The organism is Corynebacterium pyruviciproducens ATCC BAA-1742 (assembly GCF_000411375.1).
Taxonomy (GTDB): domain Bacteria; phylum Actinomycetota; class Actinomycetes; order Mycobacteriales; family Mycobacteriaceae; genus Corynebacterium; species Corynebacterium pyruviciproducens.
Window position 1 is genome coordinate 38,491 of record NZ_KE150446.1, and the last position, 18,048, is coordinate 56,538.

At 61.6% G+C, this 18,048-nt stretch carries 12 protein-coding genes; 7 read left to right on the forward strand and 5 right to left on the reverse strand.

Features of this window, described 5'->3' with window-relative positions; all coding sequences use genetic code 11:
* Both HMPREF1219_RS00180 and HMPREF1219_RS00185 read right to left on the reverse strand, forming a co-directional pair.
* The gene (locus HMPREF1219_RS00180; protein WP_016456967.1) at positions 1–801 is read right to left on the reverse strand and encodes a thymidylate synthase; all 801 of its coding nucleotides are present in this window, start codon (positions 799–801) and stop codon (positions 1–3) included.
* Between the two features lie 93 nt (positions 802–894).
* Entirely contained in the window at positions 895–1,653 is a 759-nt protein-coding gene (locus tag HMPREF1219_RS00185; RefSeq protein WP_016456968.1) for a 3'(2'),5'-bisphosphate nucleotidase CysQ, read from the reverse strand.
* A gap of 34 nt (positions 1,654–1,687) precedes the next feature.
* On the opposite strand from HMPREF1219_RS00185, the gene HMPREF1219_RS00190 reads away from it, so the two are divergent.
* Positions 1,688–6,709, forward strand: a complete 5,022-nt coding sequence (locus HMPREF1219_RS00190; RefSeq protein ID WP_016456969.1) for an Lhr family ATP-dependent helicase — start codon at positions 1,688–1,690, stop codon at positions 6,707–6,709.
* Positions 6,696–7,517, forward strand: a complete 822-nt coding sequence (locus HMPREF1219_RS00195; protein WP_016456970.1) for a DNA-formamidopyrimidine glycosylase family protein — start codon at positions 6,696–6,698, stop codon at positions 7,515–7,517. Before HMPREF1219_RS00190 ends, HMPREF1219_RS00195 begins: the two co-directional genes overlap by 14 nt.
* A 61-nt stretch (positions 7,518–7,578) precedes the next feature.
* On the opposite strand, the gene HMPREF1219_RS00200 is transcribed toward HMPREF1219_RS00195, so the two are convergent.
* Positions 7,579–8,199: a DedA family protein gene (locus HMPREF1219_RS00200; protein WP_016456971.1), complete on the reverse strand. Its 621-nt coding sequence runs from the start codon at positions 8,197–8,199 to the stop codon at positions 7,579–7,581.
* Between the two features lie 290 nt (positions 8,200–8,489).
* On the opposite strand from HMPREF1219_RS00200, the gene HMPREF1219_RS00205 reads away from it, so the two are divergent.
* Complete coding sequence (locus HMPREF1219_RS00205; protein WP_016456972.1) at positions 8,490–8,903, forward strand: YccF domain-containing protein; 414 nt, start codon at positions 8,490–8,492, stop codon at positions 8,901–8,903.
* 102 nt (positions 8,904–9,005) lie between these two features.
* Here the strand turns inward: HMPREF1219_RS00205 and pgi are convergent, their stop codons facing one another.
* Both pgi and HMPREF1219_RS13020 read right to left on the reverse strand, forming a co-directional pair.
* The gene (gene pgi, locus HMPREF1219_RS00210; protein ID WP_016456973.1) at positions 9,006–10,646 is read right to left on the reverse strand and encodes a glucose-6-phosphate isomerase; all 1,641 of its coding nucleotides are present in this window, start codon (positions 10,644–10,646) and stop codon (positions 9,006–9,008) included.
* 190 nt (positions 10,647–10,836) lie between these two features.
* Positions 10,837–11,817, reverse strand: coding sequence for a hypothetical protein (locus HMPREF1219_RS13020; protein WP_040426662.1), 981 nt, complete (start codon positions 11,815–11,817; stop codon positions 10,837–10,839).
* A gap of 448 nt (positions 11,818–12,265) precedes the next feature.
* Between HMPREF1219_RS13020 and HMPREF1219_RS00220 the strand changes: the two genes are divergently transcribed.
* From HMPREF1219_RS00220 to HMPREF1219_RS00235, 4 genes are all read left to right on the forward strand, one after another.
* The gene (locus HMPREF1219_RS00220; protein ID WP_040426664.1) at positions 12,266–13,678 is read left to right on the forward strand and encodes an NAD-dependent succinate-semialdehyde dehydrogenase; all 1,413 of its coding nucleotides are present in this window, start codon (positions 12,266–12,268) and stop codon (positions 13,676–13,678) included.
* A gap of 484 nt (positions 13,679–14,162) precedes the next feature.
* Complete coding sequence (locus tag HMPREF1219_RS00225) at positions 14,163–15,758, forward strand: peptide ABC transporter substrate-binding protein (RefSeq protein ID WP_016456976.1); 1,596 nt, start codon at positions 14,163–14,165, stop codon at positions 15,756–15,758.
* 218 nt (positions 15,759–15,976) lie between these two features.
* The gene (locus HMPREF1219_RS00230; RefSeq protein WP_016456977.1) at positions 15,977–16,903 is read left to right on the forward strand and encodes an ABC transporter permease; all 927 of its coding nucleotides are present in this window, start codon (positions 15,977–15,979) and stop codon (positions 16,901–16,903) included.
* Between the two features lie 154 nt (positions 16,904–17,057).
* Positions 17,058–18,020 (forward strand): ABC transporter permease, encoded by a 963-nt coding sequence (locus HMPREF1219_RS00235; RefSeq protein ID WP_051120492.1) that lies wholly within the window; start codon positions 17,058–17,060, stop codon positions 18,018–18,020.
* The last annotated feature ends 28 nt before the right edge of the window (positions 18,021–18,048 follow it).

Sequence of the window (18,048 nt, forward strand, 5' to 3'; positions counted from 1 at the left end):
CTACACCGCCACCGGTGCTTTGATAAGCGGGTGGGGGTCGTATCCCACGAGGTTGATGTGCTCAAACGTGTAGTCGAAGATGCTTGGTGCCTTGGTGAGATCCAATCGCGGGTAGGGGCGCGCCTCGCGCGACAGCTGTTCGCGCACCTGGTCGCGGTGGTTATCGTAGATATGGCAATCGCCACCGGTCCACACGAACTCTCCCACCTCAAGGCCGGCCTGCTGGGCAAACATGTGGGTGAGGAGTGAGTACGAGGCGATGTTGAAGGGCACCCCGAGAAACATGTCGCACGAGCGCTGGTACATCTGGCAGCTCAGCCTTCCGTCCGCCACGTACAGCTGGAAGAGCAGGTGGCAGGGGGGCAGCGCCATGTTTTCCAGCTCGGAGACATTCCACGCGGAGACGATGTTGCGGCGGGAACCAGGGTCCGTTTTCAGCAGCTCCAGGGCCCGGGAAATCTGATCGATGTGGCGGCCGTCGGGCGTTGGCCACGAGCGCCACTGGACGCCGTACACAGGCCCGAGTTCCCCCTTGTCATCTGCCCACTCGTCCCAGATAGAGACACCGTTTTCGTGCAGCCAGGCAATGTTGGAGTCCCCACGGAGGAACCAGAGAAGCTCCCCTACGACGGACTTCCAGTGCACCTTCTTCGTGGTAATGAGGGGGAAGGCCTGCGCCAAGTTGAAGCGCATTTGCTTACCAAACAGGCTGGTTATACCCGTGCCGGTGCGGTCATCCTTGTGGGTTCCTTCCTCGAGGATTTCGCGCAGTAGGTCTTCGTACGGTGTCGGGATGCTCATGCCGGTAAGTGTAACCCACGGGACTACCGGCGGGGTACGAAACTCACCCGCGCCGGTGGCACTGCTGTGACTTAGCGGATTCTCCCACGCTTATTAGTACGAGCCGTGTTCTTCCTTGAAGGTCGCGCACAGCTGAAGGATCTCGTCGGCCATATCGGGACGGCAGATGAGCACGTCCGGAAGGTACGGGTCGGCGTTGTTGTACGTGAGCTCGCTGCCGTCGAGGCGGGAGCAGTGCAAGCCTGCGGCCTGGGCTACGCCGACAGGTGCGGCGGAGTCCCACTCGTACTGTCCACCGGCGTGGATGTAGGCGTCGGCATCGCCGAGCAGCACGCGCATTGCCTTTGCGCCGGCGGATCCGTACGTGGTGATCTCAGAGCCCGTGTGCTCTGCCACGTAGTCGGCGACCTTGGGGGCGCGGTTGCGGGACACGATGATCTTGCCCGACTTGGGGCCGAGCACGGCGCGTGCCTCGTCGGAGAAGAAGTTGACACCAATGTCTGGCAGTCCGACCGCCGCGTGAATCGGTTTGTGGTTCTCCACCAGCGCGATGTGGACGGCCCAGTCTTGGCGCCCGGTAGCGAATTCCTTCGTGCCGTCGAGCGGGTCGATGATCCACACGCGGTCTTTGTTGAGGCGGTCCGGGTTGTCGGCGGCCTCCTCGGAAAGGAAGCCATCGTCTGGGCGGTGCTGTGCGAGGACGCGGGCGATCCAGTTCTGGGCGAGGTCATCGCCTGCATCTCCAAGGTTGAGGGCCTGCAGCAGGCCAACGCCACGGATTCCCTTGAGAATCTCGGACGTCCCTACGGCGAGGCGGTGGGTGAGAGTGGCATCATCCAAGTGAGCAGTCATGGTTACATAATACGGTCTCCACTAGATTAAAGGCATGGCAGATTCCGTCCTTTCGCGTTTTCGTCCCCAGGTATCCACCTGGTTCAGTGACGTTTTCGCAGCGCCCACCGCAGTTCAGGAGAGCGCGTGGCGAGAAATTTCGGAGGGGAAAAATGCCCTTGTTGTGGCTCCCACGGGGTCGGGCAAAACCCTGGCTGCCTTCTTGTGGGCCATCAACTCACTTGTCGTTCCGGAGGGGCAGCTGACGCTCACCACGGATTCTGTGGGCGCATCACGCTCGGCCATACCTGCGCGGGATAAGGGGGCAGGCGTTCGTGTCCTCTATATTTCCCCGCTCAAGGCGCTGGGGGTGGACGTGGAGTCCAACCTTCACGCCCCGCTGCTGGGGATTTCCCACACGGCCGAAAAGCTGGGGCAGCCTGTGCCACAGATTTCCATCGGCGTGCGCAGTGGTGACACACCGCAGTCGGAGAGATCGCGGCAAGTCCGCAATCCTCCGGATATTCTCATCACCACTCCGGAATCGCTGTACCTCATGTTGACTTCGAAGGCGAAAGACATTCTGTCCAGCGTGGATACCGTCATCGTGGACGAGATTCACGCGCTGGCTGGAACAAAGCGAGGCGTGCACCTCGCGTTGTCGTTGGAACGGCTTGTTGAGCTGGTTTCCTCCGGCGCGCACCCCGGCCACGTGCAGCGGATCGGGCTGTCCGCCACGGTTCGCCCGCTTGAGCGGGTGGCGAGCTTCCTCGGTGGGGTTGAGCCCGTGTCCATCGTTGCACCCGCGGCTGAGAAGCGCTGGGACCTTACTGTTCACGTTCCTGTGGAGGACATGAGCGACCTTCCTACCCCCGAGGTTGGCTCGCGGATCGGTTCCTCGCTTGTCGACGACCCCCACTCGCTCACCGTCCCCATCGGTTCCGAGGAAGATGATGACGGCGATGACGAAGACGATGTCTTTACCCGCGGGCCGGTGGTGCCGAGCGTTGCGGGCGAACCGTCGCCCACGCCACTCGTCTCGGTTGTTCCGGATCCGGCCTGCTCGGAAACGCCCGCGGAAACGGAAACACCGGCACCAATCGCTGCCCCGGTGGCGGAAGATTCAGCGCTGCCCACCTCCAACTCAATTTGGCCGTTCATTGAACAGCAGCTATTCGAGGAGGTCATGGAGCACGATTCCACCCTCGTGTTCGTGAACTCCAGGCGGTCGGCCGAGCGCCTCACCTCCCGCCTCAACGAGCTGTACGCCACCAAGTTCGCACCCGAGGCACTCAACCCGCCGGGGCGACGCGACCCCGCGCAACTCATGAAGCAAACCGACGTCGCGGGGGCAGCGGCACCCGCGATCGCACGCGCCCACCACGGCTCAGTGAGCAAAGAGGAACGGGCGCTCACGGAGGACCAACTCAAATCCGGCGAGCTCAAGGCCGTGGTCTCCACAAGCTCGCTGGAACTCGGCATCGACATGGGCGCCGTCGGCCTCGTCATCCAGGTGGAATCCCCGCCGTCGGTGGCCTCCGGCCTGCAACGCGTGGGGCGCGCCGGGCACGCCGTTGGTGCGATCTCCGAGGGATCCTTCTACCCCAAGCACCGGGCCGACCTCGTGCAAACAGCGGTGACCGTGGAAAGAATGCGGAGAGGCCTCATCGAGGAACTCACCGTTCCCCGCAACGCCCTCGACGTGCTGCTGCAACAAACAGTGGCCCACGTGTCCCAACACGATATCTCCGCCGATGCCTGGTTCGACATCGTGCGCCGCGCCTACCCCTACACCACACTCGATAGGGAAGTGTTCGATTCCGTCATCGACCTCGCCAGCGGGGCCTACCCCTCGACGGACTTTGCCGATCTCAAACCCCGCATCGTCTTCGACCGCGTGACGGGGATGCTCAGCGCACGGCCCGGCGCGCAACGCGTGGCAGTGTTGAGCGGCGGAACGATCCCGGACCGCGGGCTGTTCGGCGTGTTCCTCGTTGGCGGGGGTGAGGGGTCTGCCCCGCGGCGGGTGGGAGAGCTCGACGAGGAAATGGTGTACGAATCGCGGGTGGGGGACGTGTTCACGCTCGGCGCGACGAGCTGGAGAATCGAGGAGATTACCCGCGACCAGGTGCTGGTGACCCCCGCGCCGGGTCACACCGGCCGGTTGCCATTTTGGTCCGGTGGGCAGGAGGGTCGCCCGGCGGAGCTCGGCGAGGCGGTGGGGGAGTTCCGCAGGGAAGCGGTGGGCAACCGCGAGAGGCTCAGTGGGCTGGGGTTGGACCAGTGGGCGGAGGACAACCTCCTGCAGTTTCTCTCTGAGCAGCAGGAGGCCACCGGCGTGGTGCCGGATGAGAAGACGCTGGTGCTGGAGAGGTTCCGCGACGAGCTTGGTGATTGGCGTGTGGTGCTGCATTCCCCGTACGGGCGTGGTGTCAACGCTGCCTGGGCGCTCGCTGTGGGGGCACGGGTGGCGGAGCTGACGGGCATGGATGCGCAGGCTGTTGCCGGCGACGACGGGATCGTGCTGCGCCTTCCGGAGGGGGATAAGGAGCCGGGCAGTGACCTGTTCTTCTTCGACCCGGACGAGATAGAGTCCCTCGTCACCGAGCGGGTGGGCAACTCGGCCCTGTTTGCCTCCCGGTTCAGGGAGTGCGCCTCGCGGGCGCTGCTCCTCCCGCGGCGCAACCCCGGCAAGCGCGCCCCGCTGTGGCAGCAGAGGCAGCGGGCGGAGCAACTCCTTGACGTGGCCAGAAAATACCCGAGCTTCCCCATCATCTTGGAGACCGTCCGCGAGTGCATGCAGGATGTGTACGATATCGACGCGCTGATCCGGTTGATGAAGAACCTGCGCCTTAGGCAGGTCCGCATCGCCGAGGTGACCACGGACCAGCCGAGCCCGTTCTCCTCCTCGCTGCTGTTCAACTACACCGGCGGGTTCATGTACGAGGGCGATACGCCACTGGCGGAAAAGCGGGCTGCGGCCCTGGCCCTTGACCCGTCGCTTCTGGCCAAGCTCCTGGGCACCGTGGAGCTGCGTGAGCTGCTCAGCCAGGAGGTGATCGATGAGGTGGACCGGGAGCTGCGGCGCGTGGCCGACGGCCGGCGCGCCCGGACTCCGGAGGAGTTCGCCGATACGCTGCGCATCGTGGGGCCCATTCCCGTGGACCAGGTGAGCGAGCACGTGGAGTTCGGTGAGGGGGAGCGGGCCCTTGCCCTCATCCGGCAGCACCTGGGTAACCGGGTGATGGAGATCCGCTTTGGCGGGCGTGACCACGTGGCGCTTGCGCAGGATGCGGCCCTCATCCGGGACGGCTTGGGCGTGCCCATCCCGGCCGGGGTGACCGCCAAGCGCGACGAGGTTCCAGACGCGTTGGAGCAGCTGGTCAACCGATTCGCGCGCTCGCGCGGGCCGTTCACCTCGGCCGACGTGGCGCACGCGTTTGGCGTGGGGGTCTCCGTGGTGCACGGCGTTATCCGCCAGCTCGTGCACTCGAAGAAGCTGGTGGAAGGCCACTTCCGGGAGGGCGTGGAGGAACTCGAATACTGCGCAGCCGACGTTTTGCGCAAGATCAGGACGCGCAGCCTCGCCGCCGCTCGTGCGGAGGCGGAGCCCGTGAGCCACTCGGCGTTCGCCCGCTTCCTGCCACAGTGGCAGCAGGTGGCACCGGTGGGCGTGACCCCCGCGTTGCGGGGTGAGGACGGCGTGTTCTCGGTGATCGAGCAGCTGGCGGGCGTGCGCCTTCCTGCCTCCGCGTGGGAATCCGTCGTCCTGCCGTCGCGCGTGGGCGACTACGCGCCACAGATGCTTGATGCCCTCACCTCCGACGGGGAAGTGCTCATCGTGGGCGCTGGTTCGGCCGGCGCGCAAGATCCGTGGATCATGCTGCTACCAGCAGAGTACGCCCCGCAGCTCATACCGGAGCAACCCGAGGCGACGCTCACTGCGGTGCAGGAATCGATCCTCGAGGTGGTCAGCCGCGGAGGTGGATACTTCTTCCCGCAGATCGTTGCCGAGGTCCGCGGCGGGGAGTTCGACCTCGGGCTTGGTAACACCGTCGAACCGGCGACCGTCCAGGAGGCGATGTGGGGCCTGGTGGAGCTCGGGCTCCTCTCCCCGGACACGTTCGAGCCGGTGCGTGCACGGTTGAACGGTGGCAAGACCGCCCACAAGGTCAAACGCCGCCCGCGCCGTTCCCGCCTGCGGATGGGGCGCACGAGTTTCTCCCACTCCCAGCGCCCGTCCACCCCGCCTGACATGCAGGGACGCTGGTCGGTCCCGCCCGCCCCGGAGACCGAGCCCACCAACCGGTCGGTCGCCTACGGGGAGGCGTGGCTGGACAGGTACGGCGTTGTGACCCGGGGAAGCGTGGTGAACGAGAACGTCATCGGCGGTTTCGCGCTGGCCTACAAGGTGCTCAGCGGTTTTGAGGAGACCGGCAAGGCAATGCGTGGCTACGTGGTGGAAGGGCTGGGTGCCGCCCAGTTCTCCACACCCGCGGTGATCGACCGCATCCGTGCCCACAGTGATTCGGCCGATGTGGACGGCTGGCCCTCGGGGACGAAGGAGCCCCAGACGTACGTGCTCGCCGCCACGGATCCCGCTAACCCCTACGGTGCCGCGCTCCCGTGGCCGGAGGGTGCCCACGTCACCCGTTCCGCCGGTGCCCTTGTTGTGCTTGTCGACGGCCTCCTCACCGCGCACCTCACCCGTGGCGGTCGCGTCCTCACCACCTTCTTCGACGGCCTGCCCGAGCCCGTCGAAAGCTCCGTGCAGCGTGTGGTGACTGCCCTGGAGTCGGTCAGTCGGGTGCGGTTTAACGTCGAAAAGCTAGACGGTGAGCCAGCACTGACCAGCCCACTGACGGAAGCCTTCCGGCGCGCCGGGACTGGGATCACCCCGAAGGGGATCCGCATCGGTGGGCACCGGGGCACCGCCAGTGTGACACCGGGGACCCGTGCAACACCGGGGACCGGTGTGGCACCCGGGGCCCGCGGGGGAGAAGACGACGGTTCTCAGAGCACGCCTCCGTTGGTGAGGACGAGACGGAGAGGAGGCTACCCACGTGCCCGAAGGTGATTCCGTCTACCAGCTGGCAAAGAAACTCCAGTTCATGCGAGGGCGCCAGGTGCTCTATTCACAGTTGCGGGTGCCCGCCTTCGCGCTCGAACGATTCGACGGCAGCCTGTGCGACAATGTGTGGCCCTACGGCAAGCACCTCTTCATGCAGTTTGGCGACCGCATTCTCCACACCCACCTGAAGATGGAGGGTACCTGGTCGGTGCACCGCGCCGGGGAGCGGTGGCACAAACCCGGCTACACGGCCCGGGTCGTGCTGCAGCTCGACGGCGCACCCGACCCACAGCCCATTGAGATCGTGGGGTTCTCCCTCGGCTTCGTGCGCGTCTTCCCCACAGTGGACTACCAGCAAAAAATCGGCTACCTGGGGCCCGACGTTCTCGGCGCCTGGGATGCCAAGGAAGCGCTGCGGCGAATCATGCAACGCCCCGAGCGCCCCATCGGTACCGCGCTCCTCGACCAAAAAAACCTCGCCGGGGTGGGCAACGAATACCGCGCGGAAATCTGCTTCCTTGCGGGGATCCACCCCGCCACGCCCGTGCGAGCGCTGGGGCGCGAGGGTGTAGAACGGGTGCTCACCATCACGCGGAAACTCATGTGGGACAACCGGAACTCACCGCTGAGAGTCACCACGGGGGTGCGCAGGGCAGGGGAGACGAGCTACGTCTTCGGGCGCAACAACAAGCCATGCCGGCGTTGCGGAACGCTCATTACCAAGGGAGCGTTGGGCGGCATCGACCTTGGCGGGAACGCGGACGAACTCGAGCGCATTATCTGGTGGTGCCCGCACTGCCAGCTGCTGCTATGACGCGGAAAGGCAGTCTCACGGAGAGAGCCGGGTGAAAGGTGGCGCCCAACCCGGGCCACCGTTATTTCTTGGAGCTCTTCCGCTGGCGGCGCACGAGCCAGATGGTGAGCGCGACAAACGCGATGACCAGGAGAATCTTGATGATGAGGGAGAATTCCTCCATGTAATCGGTCACCGTGTGCCAATTTTCACCAAGGGTAAAACCGAGGTAGACGAGGATCGAGTTCCAGATCGCCGAGCCCAACGTCGTCCACAGGGTAAACTTCACCAGCCCCATGCGGTCGATGCCCGCCGGGATGGAGATGAGGGAACGAATACCCGGAACCATCCGGCCGAAGAACACCGACGGCGAGCCGTACTTATCAAACCAGGCGATGGACTTGTCCACGTCAGCTGCTTCAACGAGCCACAACCAGTCCGCGATCTTGCGCAGCCGATCTGCACCGACGAGGTGGCCGACAAAGTACAGGAGGTACGCGCCGAGGAGTGAGCCCACAGTGGCCCAGACGATGGCGGCGACAAGCCCCATCGATCCCTGGCTTGCGGTGAAGCCGGCCAGTGGCAGGACGACCTCGCTGGGAATAGGCGGAAAAGCCGACTCCAAAAAGATAGCGATACCCACGCCGGGTGCTCCCAAAGTTTCCATTAGTGAAGTAACCCACGACGTTATCGCATCAATCATATAATCGTTATCCGTTCTCGCTCTCGTGCGTAAATTGGCCCTTCACTATACCAAAGTATGGCCACGGTCCCGGGCGGGCACGATGCGAGAGCTTTGGAAAGCGCCTTAGGAGGAGAAGAACTAGTTGGGTACGGGTGTGGCCAAAGAAGCGCACATATGGCGGGAATACGATGATTGTGCGAGGGGACAGGGGTGCACCGTCACTCGTTGCCATAAAGGTAAGAAGATGCTAAAGGTAAGAAGATGCTTCGGCATGAACCAAAAGGTGTGGGGTCAGTACACTGGGGCCCATGAAAACACTGTTTAACATCATCTGGTTCTTCTTTGCTGGGCTGTGGCTCGCCATCGGCTACGTATTCTTCGGCGTCATCGCCTGCATTTTTATCATCACTATCCCCGCCGGTGTGGCCTCGTTCCGGATGGCACGTTACGTGATCTGGCCGTTTGGTCGCACACTCGTCCAGCCAGTTGATGGCTCCGGTGCACTGAGCGGTATTTCCAATGCGATCTGGTTCGTCGTCGCCGGGGTGTGGTTGGCAATCGGCCACATCACCACGGCCGCTAGCCTCGCCGTCACGATCATTGGCATCCCCATGGCGTGGGCCAACCTCAAGCTCATCCCGGTTACATGCTTCCCGTTTGGGAAGAAGATCGTGGACTCAGGCCATATCCCTGCGGGGTACGAGCAAGTAGTGAAAATGTAGGTTGCTCAACGCGGTAACGTGCTAAAAGTGTGTGCTTTTTATTGACAAAGCTGCCCCCGTGTCTTAGGACTGGGAGGCAGCTTTTCTAGTTAATGCGGGCCGTTATGACCGGTTGGTGCGGTACCAGCCGATGAGCTCATCCGTGGAGGAATCGCCTGAATTAGGTGTTTCAGCGCCGGTGACGGCAGGCAACAGATCGCCGGCCTGCTTCTTGCCCAGCTCCACGCCCCACTGGTCGAAGGAGTTGATGTCCCAGATCACACCCTCTGTGAACACGATGTGCTCGTACAGGGCAATGAGCGCACCGAGAACGCGCGGGGTCAGCTCCTCGGCGAGGATCGTCGTGGTCGGGCGGTTGCCCGGCATCTCCTTGTGATTGACCAGCTCGATGGGGGTTCCCTCGGCGGAAATCTCCTGCGCGGTCTTGCCAAAGGCGAGCACCTTCGTCTGCGCGAAGAAGTTACTCATCAACAAGTCATGCATCGAACCTGTGCCGTCGGCGGTGGGGAGATCCTGCGCCGGGCGGGCAAAGCCGATGAAATCGGCCGGGATAAGGCGGGTTCCTTGGTGAATCAGCTGGTAGAAAGCGTGCTGGCCGTTGGTTCCGGGCTCGCCCCAGTAGATCTCGCCCGTGTCAGTGGTCACCACCGTGCCATCGTGGCGCACGGACTTACCATTGCTTTCCATGGTCAGCTGCTGCAGGTATGCAGGGAACCGGGACAGGTCCTCGGAGTAGGGGAGAACGGCGTGAGTATCGGCGCCGAAGAAATCGGTGTACCACACGCCGAGGAGACCCATGAGCACCGGGATGTTCTTCTCCAGTGGGGTTTCGCGGAAGTGAACATCCATCTGGTGGAAGCCATCGAGGAACCGCATGAAATCCATGGGGCCGATGACGCACATGAGGGCGAGGCCCACAGCCGAATCGACGGAGTAGCGCCCCCCGACCCAATTCCAAAAGCCGAACATGTTATTTGTATCGATGCCGAATTCGGCCACCTTTTCCGCGTTGGTGGACACAGCGACGAAGTGCTTGGCCACCGCATCCTCGCTGCCGAGCTTTTCCACGAGCCAGCGCTTAGCTGCGTGGGCGTTGGCTAGCGTCTCCTGCGTGGTAAACGTCTTGGAGGCGATAATAAATAAGGTGGACTCCGGATCGAGCTCATCGAGGGTTGCAACGAGATCAGCGGGGTCGACGTTGGACACGAACTTCCCGTGGATACCAGCCACCGCGTAGTTGCGCAGAGCCTTCGTGGCCATGGCGGGGCCGAGGTCAGATCCGCCGATACCGATGTTCACCACGGTCTTAATCGTGTGGCCGGTGTAGCCCAACCACTCGCCGGAGCGAAGAGCCGAAGCGAAGTCGCGCATACGCCCCAGCACCTCGTGGACGTCGGCGGCCACATCCTGTCCATCGACACTGAGATCATCCTCAGCGGGGATGCGCAATGCAGTGTGGAGAACCGCGCGGTCCTCCGTGTTGTTAATGTGCGTGCCGGTGAACATGTCCTCGATTTTTTCCTTGAGGCCGGCGGCGCGGGCAAGAGCAACCAGTTTCTCAACCGTCTGCTGGGAAATGAGGTTCTTGGAAAGGTCAACGTGCAAGCCTGCGGCATCAAAGGTGAACCGGTTTGCACGCTCCGGATCATCGGCGAACAACTCCCTCAGGTTCGTCTCGCTGATTTCTGCCTGGTGTGCCTCGAGGTCTTTCCACTCGTGAGTGGTGGTGATATCCGTGGACATGAACGCTCCTTCGTGTTTTCTACGTAAATCACAGTGTGTCAGTCGCTTCACCGGAACCACACTTTGCTACGAACCTTGCGGGCCCGCCGGCGGTATCGACCGAATCGACCGAATCGACCGCGCTGGCGACGAGCAGCAAAGTGTATGGAATTTCCGTTCCTGCCGGTGAAGGAACCAGTAACTTCATACTTTAGCCTGGAAAGGGTCCGATCGTCCGGATATCAATGTTGAGCCGTGGCTTGGATGCCCGCTTGTGCTGTGCAGGTGCAGCGCTGTGCTTGTTAGCCGGGCGGGATGCGGAGTTCCTCGGCTGCCAGTTTCGTGCAGGCGCAGGAGCAGGTGCAGGCGCTGCTTTCACAGCGGGCGCAGGGGCAGGCACAGGTGCAGCTGGAGGCTGCACCTGATGGGCTTCTTGCCGGAGCGAGAACTGCGGGAACACCACGGCTAGCTGGGTGCGCAGTGGTGCGGGGATCCACGCCGGATCGAGGTTCGCGATGAATCCTCCGAGCAGCGCCAGGGCACTTGCCACGCCGAGGGTGATCTCCACGGCGACGGTTGTTTCGTTGTGTTGCCCACCCTCTTCGGAGGACAAAGCTCCCCCGAGATCCTCGCTGCTTGCCAGCGCACTGTCATCCGATGAGAGCTGGGCGAGTGGGCTGACACCAATGCAGGTGCCTAACGCGCGGTGGAATGCCTTGTCACCTACCCGTTCTTCCATCCTTTCCACAGCCGGGGCAACATTTCGTGCGGCCTCCCGCGCAATGTCTTTCGCCCGCTGATCGCTGAAAGCGTCGTATCGCTTGAGAAAAGGGTTCCCCTGGGGAAAGTATGGTGATGGCCGGTTCGTCTCGTACATGGACTCGGCCTCAGTTTTGCTGATGGTCAGGGGCCACACGATATCTGTGGACAATTCCAAGGAGGCAACCAATGAGGCAAAAAAAGAATCGGGTAGGCCGATCGCCACGCCGGCCACAGCCTCTGCTGGGGATTTCTCCGCTGAGATGGTTGATGCTGCGTTCTCAGCAGCTTGATGTGTGGCATCTTTTAAGCGCCGGACTTCAGATTCATCATCACGTGACGGCAGGATGGTGCACGTGTCGCCGTTGTCGTGGACCTCGAGAGCGAATGCCCCCGGGGTGCCAGGAAGAATGCCAGAGGAGAGAGCTGCCACGAGAGCTGCGGTGGCGATGGCCCGGCGTGGAATTTTGCCTCCTGCCGTCAGCGGTGAATGAGTGCAAGAAGTACGGTTTGTTGTGACGTTTGTGTGGGTCCCGGCACGTGCGCCGGAGCGAGGAAGCGTGCGTGAAAGCAAGCGAGTAAACATTGTTCCCCCTTTGATTGTGGTTTTCCCGGCAGAGGACTGTTCCTCCGCTGATGTGTGCTTTGGCAGTGAGAGACTGCGTGCGCGGAGGGTATCGTGACGGCGCGTGGTGGTGCCGTGGCTCAAGCTAACCGCGTGCCGTGCGACTTCGCCGCGACGCTGACGGTTGGGTGGTGATTCCCCCTGTGCCCCGATCTCTCGCCGTTATCGTAGGTCAGGGGTGGCGGGCCCGCAGTGTAAGGAGATCGTTTCCCCTCATGTGGGGGAGGGGGACGCGGTGGTGAATACAGTTGGCACTATGAGTGATAAGAAGAATTATCAAAACAAGCTTTTCCTTGCCGGCCACTTTGTCGACGCATCCGACGGTGGCACGTTCGAAGTCACGAACCCGCGCGATGGGTCAGTGATTACCCAGGTCGCATCCGCTACTGAAGACGACGTGAAGAAGGCGTTCGATGCGGCGTGCGCAGCTCAGAAAAAGTGGGCCGCCACGAGCCCTAGACACCGAGCCGACATCCTGTGGCGCGCGTACGAGGAGCTCACCGCGCGCAAGGATGAAATAGCCGAGCTCATGACGCTCGAGCTGGGGCGCGCGCTGCCGGATTCCCAGTCCGAGGCCACCTACGGTGCGGAGTTCTTCCGCTGGTTCGCGGCCGAGGCTGAGCGGATGCAGGGGGATTATCGGCTCGCACCAACGGGCAACGCCCGCATTGTTGAGGTCCAGCAGCCCGTGGGGCCGGTGCTCGCGATCACTCCGTGGAACTTTCCACTCGCCATGGGGACACGGAAACTGGGGCCGGCGCTTGCCGCAGGGTGCACCGTGGTTCTCAAGCCGGCCTCAAAAACGCCGTTGACCATGCTCTTGCTCGCCGAGGTTCTCCGCAATGCCGGGCTTGATGAGGGGGTTGTTTCTATCCTTCCGTGCTCGTCGTCCGTGTTGGAGCCGCTGTACAGTGATCCTCGCCTGCGCAAGCTGACGTTTACTGGATCCACCGCGGTGGGCAAGGAGCTCGCCGCGAAGGTTCCGACGGCCCGTGTCTCACTCGAGCTCGGTGGCAACGCCCCCTTCGTTGTACTTTCTGATGCCGACGTGGCGACCGCCGTCGAGGCCACAAGCGTGGCCAAGATGCGCGGTGCCGGCCAGGTCTGCATCGCTGCCAACCGGTTTATTATCCACAAGGACCTCCACTCGCAGTTCGTCTCTGCGGTCACCGATTCCCTCAAGGGGACGGAATACGGACCGCTATCGGGGGATGACCAGGTGGACAAGGTCACCGAGCTTGTCGACGATGCCGTGAAGCAGGGTGCCACGGTGGTGTGGCAGGACACCGTTCCAAGCGAAGGCTCCTGGTTCCCGCTCACCATCCTTGACAACGTTCCCACCTCTGCGCGGATGTACAAGGAGGAGATCTTTGGCCCCGTTGTAGCGGTGTACGAAGCGGAAAGCGACGAGGCTGCCATCGCCATGGCTAACGACACCAACTTTGGGCTCGCCGCCTACCTTTTCAGTGCGGATCTGCAGCATGCGCTCGATGCGGCGGAGCGCTTGGAAGCTGGCATGGTCGGCGTTAACAAGGGCGGCATTTCCGATGCTGCGGCGCCGTTTGGTGGCGTCAAGGATTCCGGACTCGGCCGAGAAGGCGGGTTCCAGGGGATCGAGGAATTCCTCGAGTGTAAGCTCATCTCCCTTCCAGCCCCGGCGCAGCAGTAATAAGCCTGCGGTCATAACTCTCTCGATGGTGAGGACGGTCCCGACGCCCTACGACGGTTCCGTCCTCACTGTGCCTCCATGTCGGCGGATGGCATGGTGGAGTGGCCGTGAATAATGCGGCGACACGTTCGTTTTTCAGTGGGAGGTGAGGTCACTGGAATTAATGCCGTTAAACTTATCTATTCTGGAAAAATATTCGTTGGATGTGAAAAAATACGCACGAATGTCACGTGCTGCAATGGGGGAAAATAATTTTACACGTTCCGAATATTTTTGAACATGGCTGGATTTTGTTGAGCAATCTCCCGTAAGTACCCCTTTAGGGGGTTATCCAAAAGGGGTACTTTCTGTAGGTGTTAAGGCGCTGTGAACTGTATTAATGGCGAGTTAATTGCAAATTAACTGAATAAAATGCAAATTCCATTCACAAATTGTGGTGCAATTCCTGCATAGCCAAATACATTGCACATGAAATGGAGAGCCAGTGTTCTTAAAGAAGACCATCGCGGCGCTAGCAGCTGGGTGCCTCGCATTCAGCCTCGCCTCGTGCTCAAACTCGGAGAGCAGCTCGGAGGCGGGCGGTTCGACGCAGAGCGCAAACTACATCACCGCTCGTGGGTCTGAGCCCCAAAACCCGCTCATTCCGGGCAACACCAACGAGGTGGGCGGCGGTAACATCGTCGACCTCATCTACTCCGGCCTCGTCTACTACGATGCCGACGGTAATACCCACAACGACATGGCAGAGTCCATCGACCTCGAAGGCGAGAAGACCTACCGCGTGACGCTGAAGGACGGGATCACGTTCTCCGACGGCTCGCCGGTGACGTCGGAAAGCTTTGTCAAGGCGTGGAACAAGGTCGTGGAAGATTCGATGCTCACAGCCGACTTCTTCGAGCCGATCCTCGGCTTCAAGGACGGTGCCGCAAGCATGGAAGGCCTCAAGGTTGTGGACGATAAGACGTTCACCATCGAGCTCAACCAGCCGGAAGCAGACTTCCCCACCCGCCTTGGTTACTCTGCGTTCTACCCCATGCACGAATCGGCTTTCGATGATCTTGCAGCCTACGGCGAAAACCCGATCGGCAACGGTCCTTACAAGCTCGCCGAGTGGAACCACAACAAGGACGCCATCATCGTTCCTAACGAGGAATACAAGGGCGACCGCGTGCCGAAGAACGACGGTGTCCAGTTCGTGTTCTACGCCAAGGGTGACGCCGCATACTCCGACCTGTTGGCCGGCAACCTCGATGTGACCGACCTCATCCCGGATTCCGCCTTCTCCACCTTCGAGCAGGAGCTAGGCGACCGCGCGGTCAACCAGCCCGCCGCGATCTTCCAGTCCTTCACCATCCCCGAGCGCCTTCCGCACTTCGACGGTGAAGAGGGACAGCTGCGTAGGGAAGCACTCTCGTACGCCATCAACCGCGACGAAATTACCAGCACCATCTTCGGTGGCACTCGCACCCCCGCGACGGACTTCACCTCGCCGGTTATCCCCGGCCAGACCGATCAGCTCAAGGGAGCAGATGTTCTCAAGTACAACCCGGAGAAGGCAAAGGAACTGTGGGCTAAGGCCGACGCAATCTCGCCGTTCGAAGGTTCAGTGAAGATCTCTTACAACGCGGACGGCGGTCACCAGGCGTGGGTCGATGCTGTGGCCAACTCCATCCGCAACACCCTTGGTGTGGAGGCAGTGGGCGATCCGTACCCCGACTTCAAGAGCTTGCGTGACGAGATCACCAACCGCACCATCGACAGTGCATTCCGCACCGGCTGGCAGGCCGACTACCCGTCGCTGGGTAACTTCCTCACCCCGCTGTACTCCACGGGCGGCGGTTCCAACGATGGCGATTACTCCAACCCGGAGTTCGACTCCCTCCTCAAGCAGGCAGCCGGGGCACCGAACCCGGAGGAAGCAAACGTGTTCTACAACCAGGCTCAGGAAATCCTGCTCAAGGATCTACCCGCCATCCCGCTGTGGTACGCCAACGTGACCGGTGGCTACTCCGAGAACGTCGATAACGTCGTGTTCTCCTGGAAGTCCGTCCCGGTGTACTACGAAATCACCAAGAAGTAACACGTAGAGGGGTACTCGGCAGTTGTCGGGTCCCCTCACCCCATCCGTGAGGATGTCACGAATTGTTTCATTCACCCCGCTGCTGGGAATCGCCGCAGGTGCGATTCCTGCACGCGGGGTGGGTTCGTTTCACTCCTAGTACGCGGATTCGGCCTGTAACGGCGGAAGATCCCACGACCACACAATCTGTACTTTTTTAGAAAGGAGCGTCGCGCACCATGCTCCGTTACATCGGGCGGCGCTTGCTCCAGATGATCCCCGTGTTCATCGGCGCAACATTGCTTCTTTACTCTCTTGTTTTCCTCATGCCCGGCGATCCCGTGGCAGCGCTCGGCGGAGACCGAGGCATCAGCGAGGCGGCACGAGCTCGTATCGAAGCAGAATATAATCTGGATAAACCCTTTTTCATTCAATACCTTCTCTACCTCAAGGGCATCCTCACTCTTGATTTTGGCACCACATTCTCTGGCCAGCCCGTGGCTCGAGTGATGGCCAACGCTTTCCCCGTCACCATCAAACTTGCCCTTATGGCTCTCGCCTTTGAGGCCATCTTGGGTATCTCCATCGGTGTCATCGCTGGTATTCGCCGTGGTGGAATCTTCGACTCGACGGTTCTCCTCGTGTCGCTCTTTGTCATCGCGGTTCCCTCCTTCGTCATCGGCTTCGTCCTCCAGTTCCTCGTCGGGGTGAAATGGGGGCTGTTACCGGTGACCGTCGGCAGAAACGAGTCCTTTACCGCGTTACTCATGCCAGCGGTGGTGTTGGGAGCGCTGTCCTTCGCCTACGTGTTGCGCTTGACGCGGCAATCGGTGAGTGAGAATCTCAACGCCGACTACGTACGGACGGCCACTGCGAAAGGCATGAGCAAAACCTCCGTCATGGGGCGTCACGTGTTAAGAAACTCTCTCATCCCCGTGGTTACCTTCCTGGGGGCTGACCTTGGTGCCCTCATGGGTGGCGCGATCGTGACGGAGGGAATTTTCGGCATCAACGGCGTTGGTGGATCGATCTACCAGGCGATCCTCAAAGGTGAACCGGCCACGGTGGTGAGCTTCACCACGGTGCTCGTCATCGTCTACATCATCGCCAACCTCATCGTTGACCTCATTTACGCGCTTCTAGATCCGAGGATTCGCTATGCCTAATAACAAAGACTCGCGCCCTGTTTCTCCCAACTCGATCGCTGACAACACGGCGAGTACCACAGACGACATGATCCGCGTGCCAGAAAATGCTATCCGTATTGCGGATCCCGCTACCGAGGAGCAGATGGTCATCGAACGGCGCACGGGTGGGCTCATGAACGATACCGTCACCGGAGGCGAGGTGTTGCCGGGGCAGGAGTACTACGTTTCTGCTGTCGACGAGCAAGGCCTGGGTGCGGTGGACGCTGTGCCCGACGATTCTGCCCCCAGCTCCATGTGGGGAGAGGCGTGGCGGTATCTTCGCCGTCGCCCCATGTTCTGGCTTTCCGCAGCCCTCATTCTGTGCGCCATCCTGCTGGCGATGTTCCCGCAGATGTTCACATCCACTGATCCTCGCTTCTGCGAGCTGAGCAACTCGCTGGCTAACCCCTCCGCGGGCCACCCGTTCGGGTTTGACAGGCAGGGCTGTGACATTTACTCGCGAGTAATCTTTGGTGCTCGCGCCTCCGTCACAGTGGGCGTTCTCACCACCATCGCGGTGACCGTTCTCGGCACAGTCATCGGCTCCATCGCCGGATTCGTCGGCGGCATTTGGGACACGATTCTGTCCCGTCTTACCGATATCTTCTTCGCCGTCCCGCTCGTTCTCGCAGCAATCGTCGTCATGCAGATGTTCAAGGAGCAACGCACCGTGTGGACGGTGGTTGTGGCCCTGAGTATTTTTGGTTGGACGAACATCGCACGTATCACTCGTGGCGCGGTCATGAGCGTGAAGAACGAGGAGTTCGTCACCGCCGCACGCGCGGTTGGTGCGTCGAGGTTCACGATTCTTACCAACCACATCCTACCCAACGCCGCGGCCCCCATCATCGTGTACGCCACCGTGGCCCTTGGCACGTTCATCGTTGCGGAGGCGACGCTGAGCTTCCTCGGCATCGGCTTGCCGTCGACGGTTGTGTCCTGGGGCGGAGACATCTCCGCGGCGCAGGCCTCGCTACGAACCAAGCCCATGGTGCTGTTCTACCCGGCAATCGCGCTTGCGTTGACGGTGTTGAGCTTCATCATGATGGGTGATGTCGTTCGCGATGCGCTCGATCCGAAGGCGAGGAAGCGCTAATGGGATCACCAGCAAACGACAACATGAA

Excerpts from the sequence above, each read along its gene's own strand:
- pgi (WP_016456973.1), bottom strand. The coding sequence starts at position 10,646 with ATGTCCACGGATATCACCACCACTCACGAGTGGAAAGACCTCGAGGCA.
- HMPREF1219_RS00220 (WP_040426664.1), top strand. The coding sequence starts at position 12,266 with ATGAGTGATAAGAAGAATTATCAAAACAAGCTTTTCCTTGCCGGCCAC.
- HMPREF1219_RS00205 (WP_016456972.1), top strand. The coding sequence starts at position 8,490 with ATGAAAACACTGTTTAACATCATCTGGTTCTTCTTTGCTGGGCTGTGG.
- HMPREF1219_RS00185 (WP_016456968.1), bottom strand. The coding sequence starts at position 1,653 with ATGACTGCTCACTTGGATGATGCCACTCTCACCCACCGCCTCGCCGTA.
- HMPREF1219_RS00235 (WP_051120492.1), top strand. The coding sequence starts at position 17,058 with ATGAACGATACCGTCACCGGAGGCGAGGTGTTGCCGGGGCAGGAGTAC.
- HMPREF1219_RS00190 (WP_016456969.1), top strand. The coding sequence starts at position 1,688 with ATGGCAGATTCCGTCCTTTCGCGTTTTCGTCCCCAGGTATCCACCTGG.
- HMPREF1219_RS00180 (WP_016456967.1), bottom strand. The coding sequence starts at position 801 with ATGAGCATCCCGACACCGTACGAAGACCTACTGCGCGAAATCCTCGAG.
- HMPREF1219_RS00200 (WP_016456971.1), bottom strand. The coding sequence starts at position 8,199 with ATGATTGATGCGATAACGTCGTGGGTTACTTCACTAATGGAAACTTTG.
- HMPREF1219_RS00230 (WP_016456977.1), top strand. The coding sequence starts at position 15,977 with ATGCTCCGTTACATCGGGCGGCGCTTGCTCCAGATGATCCCCGTGTTC.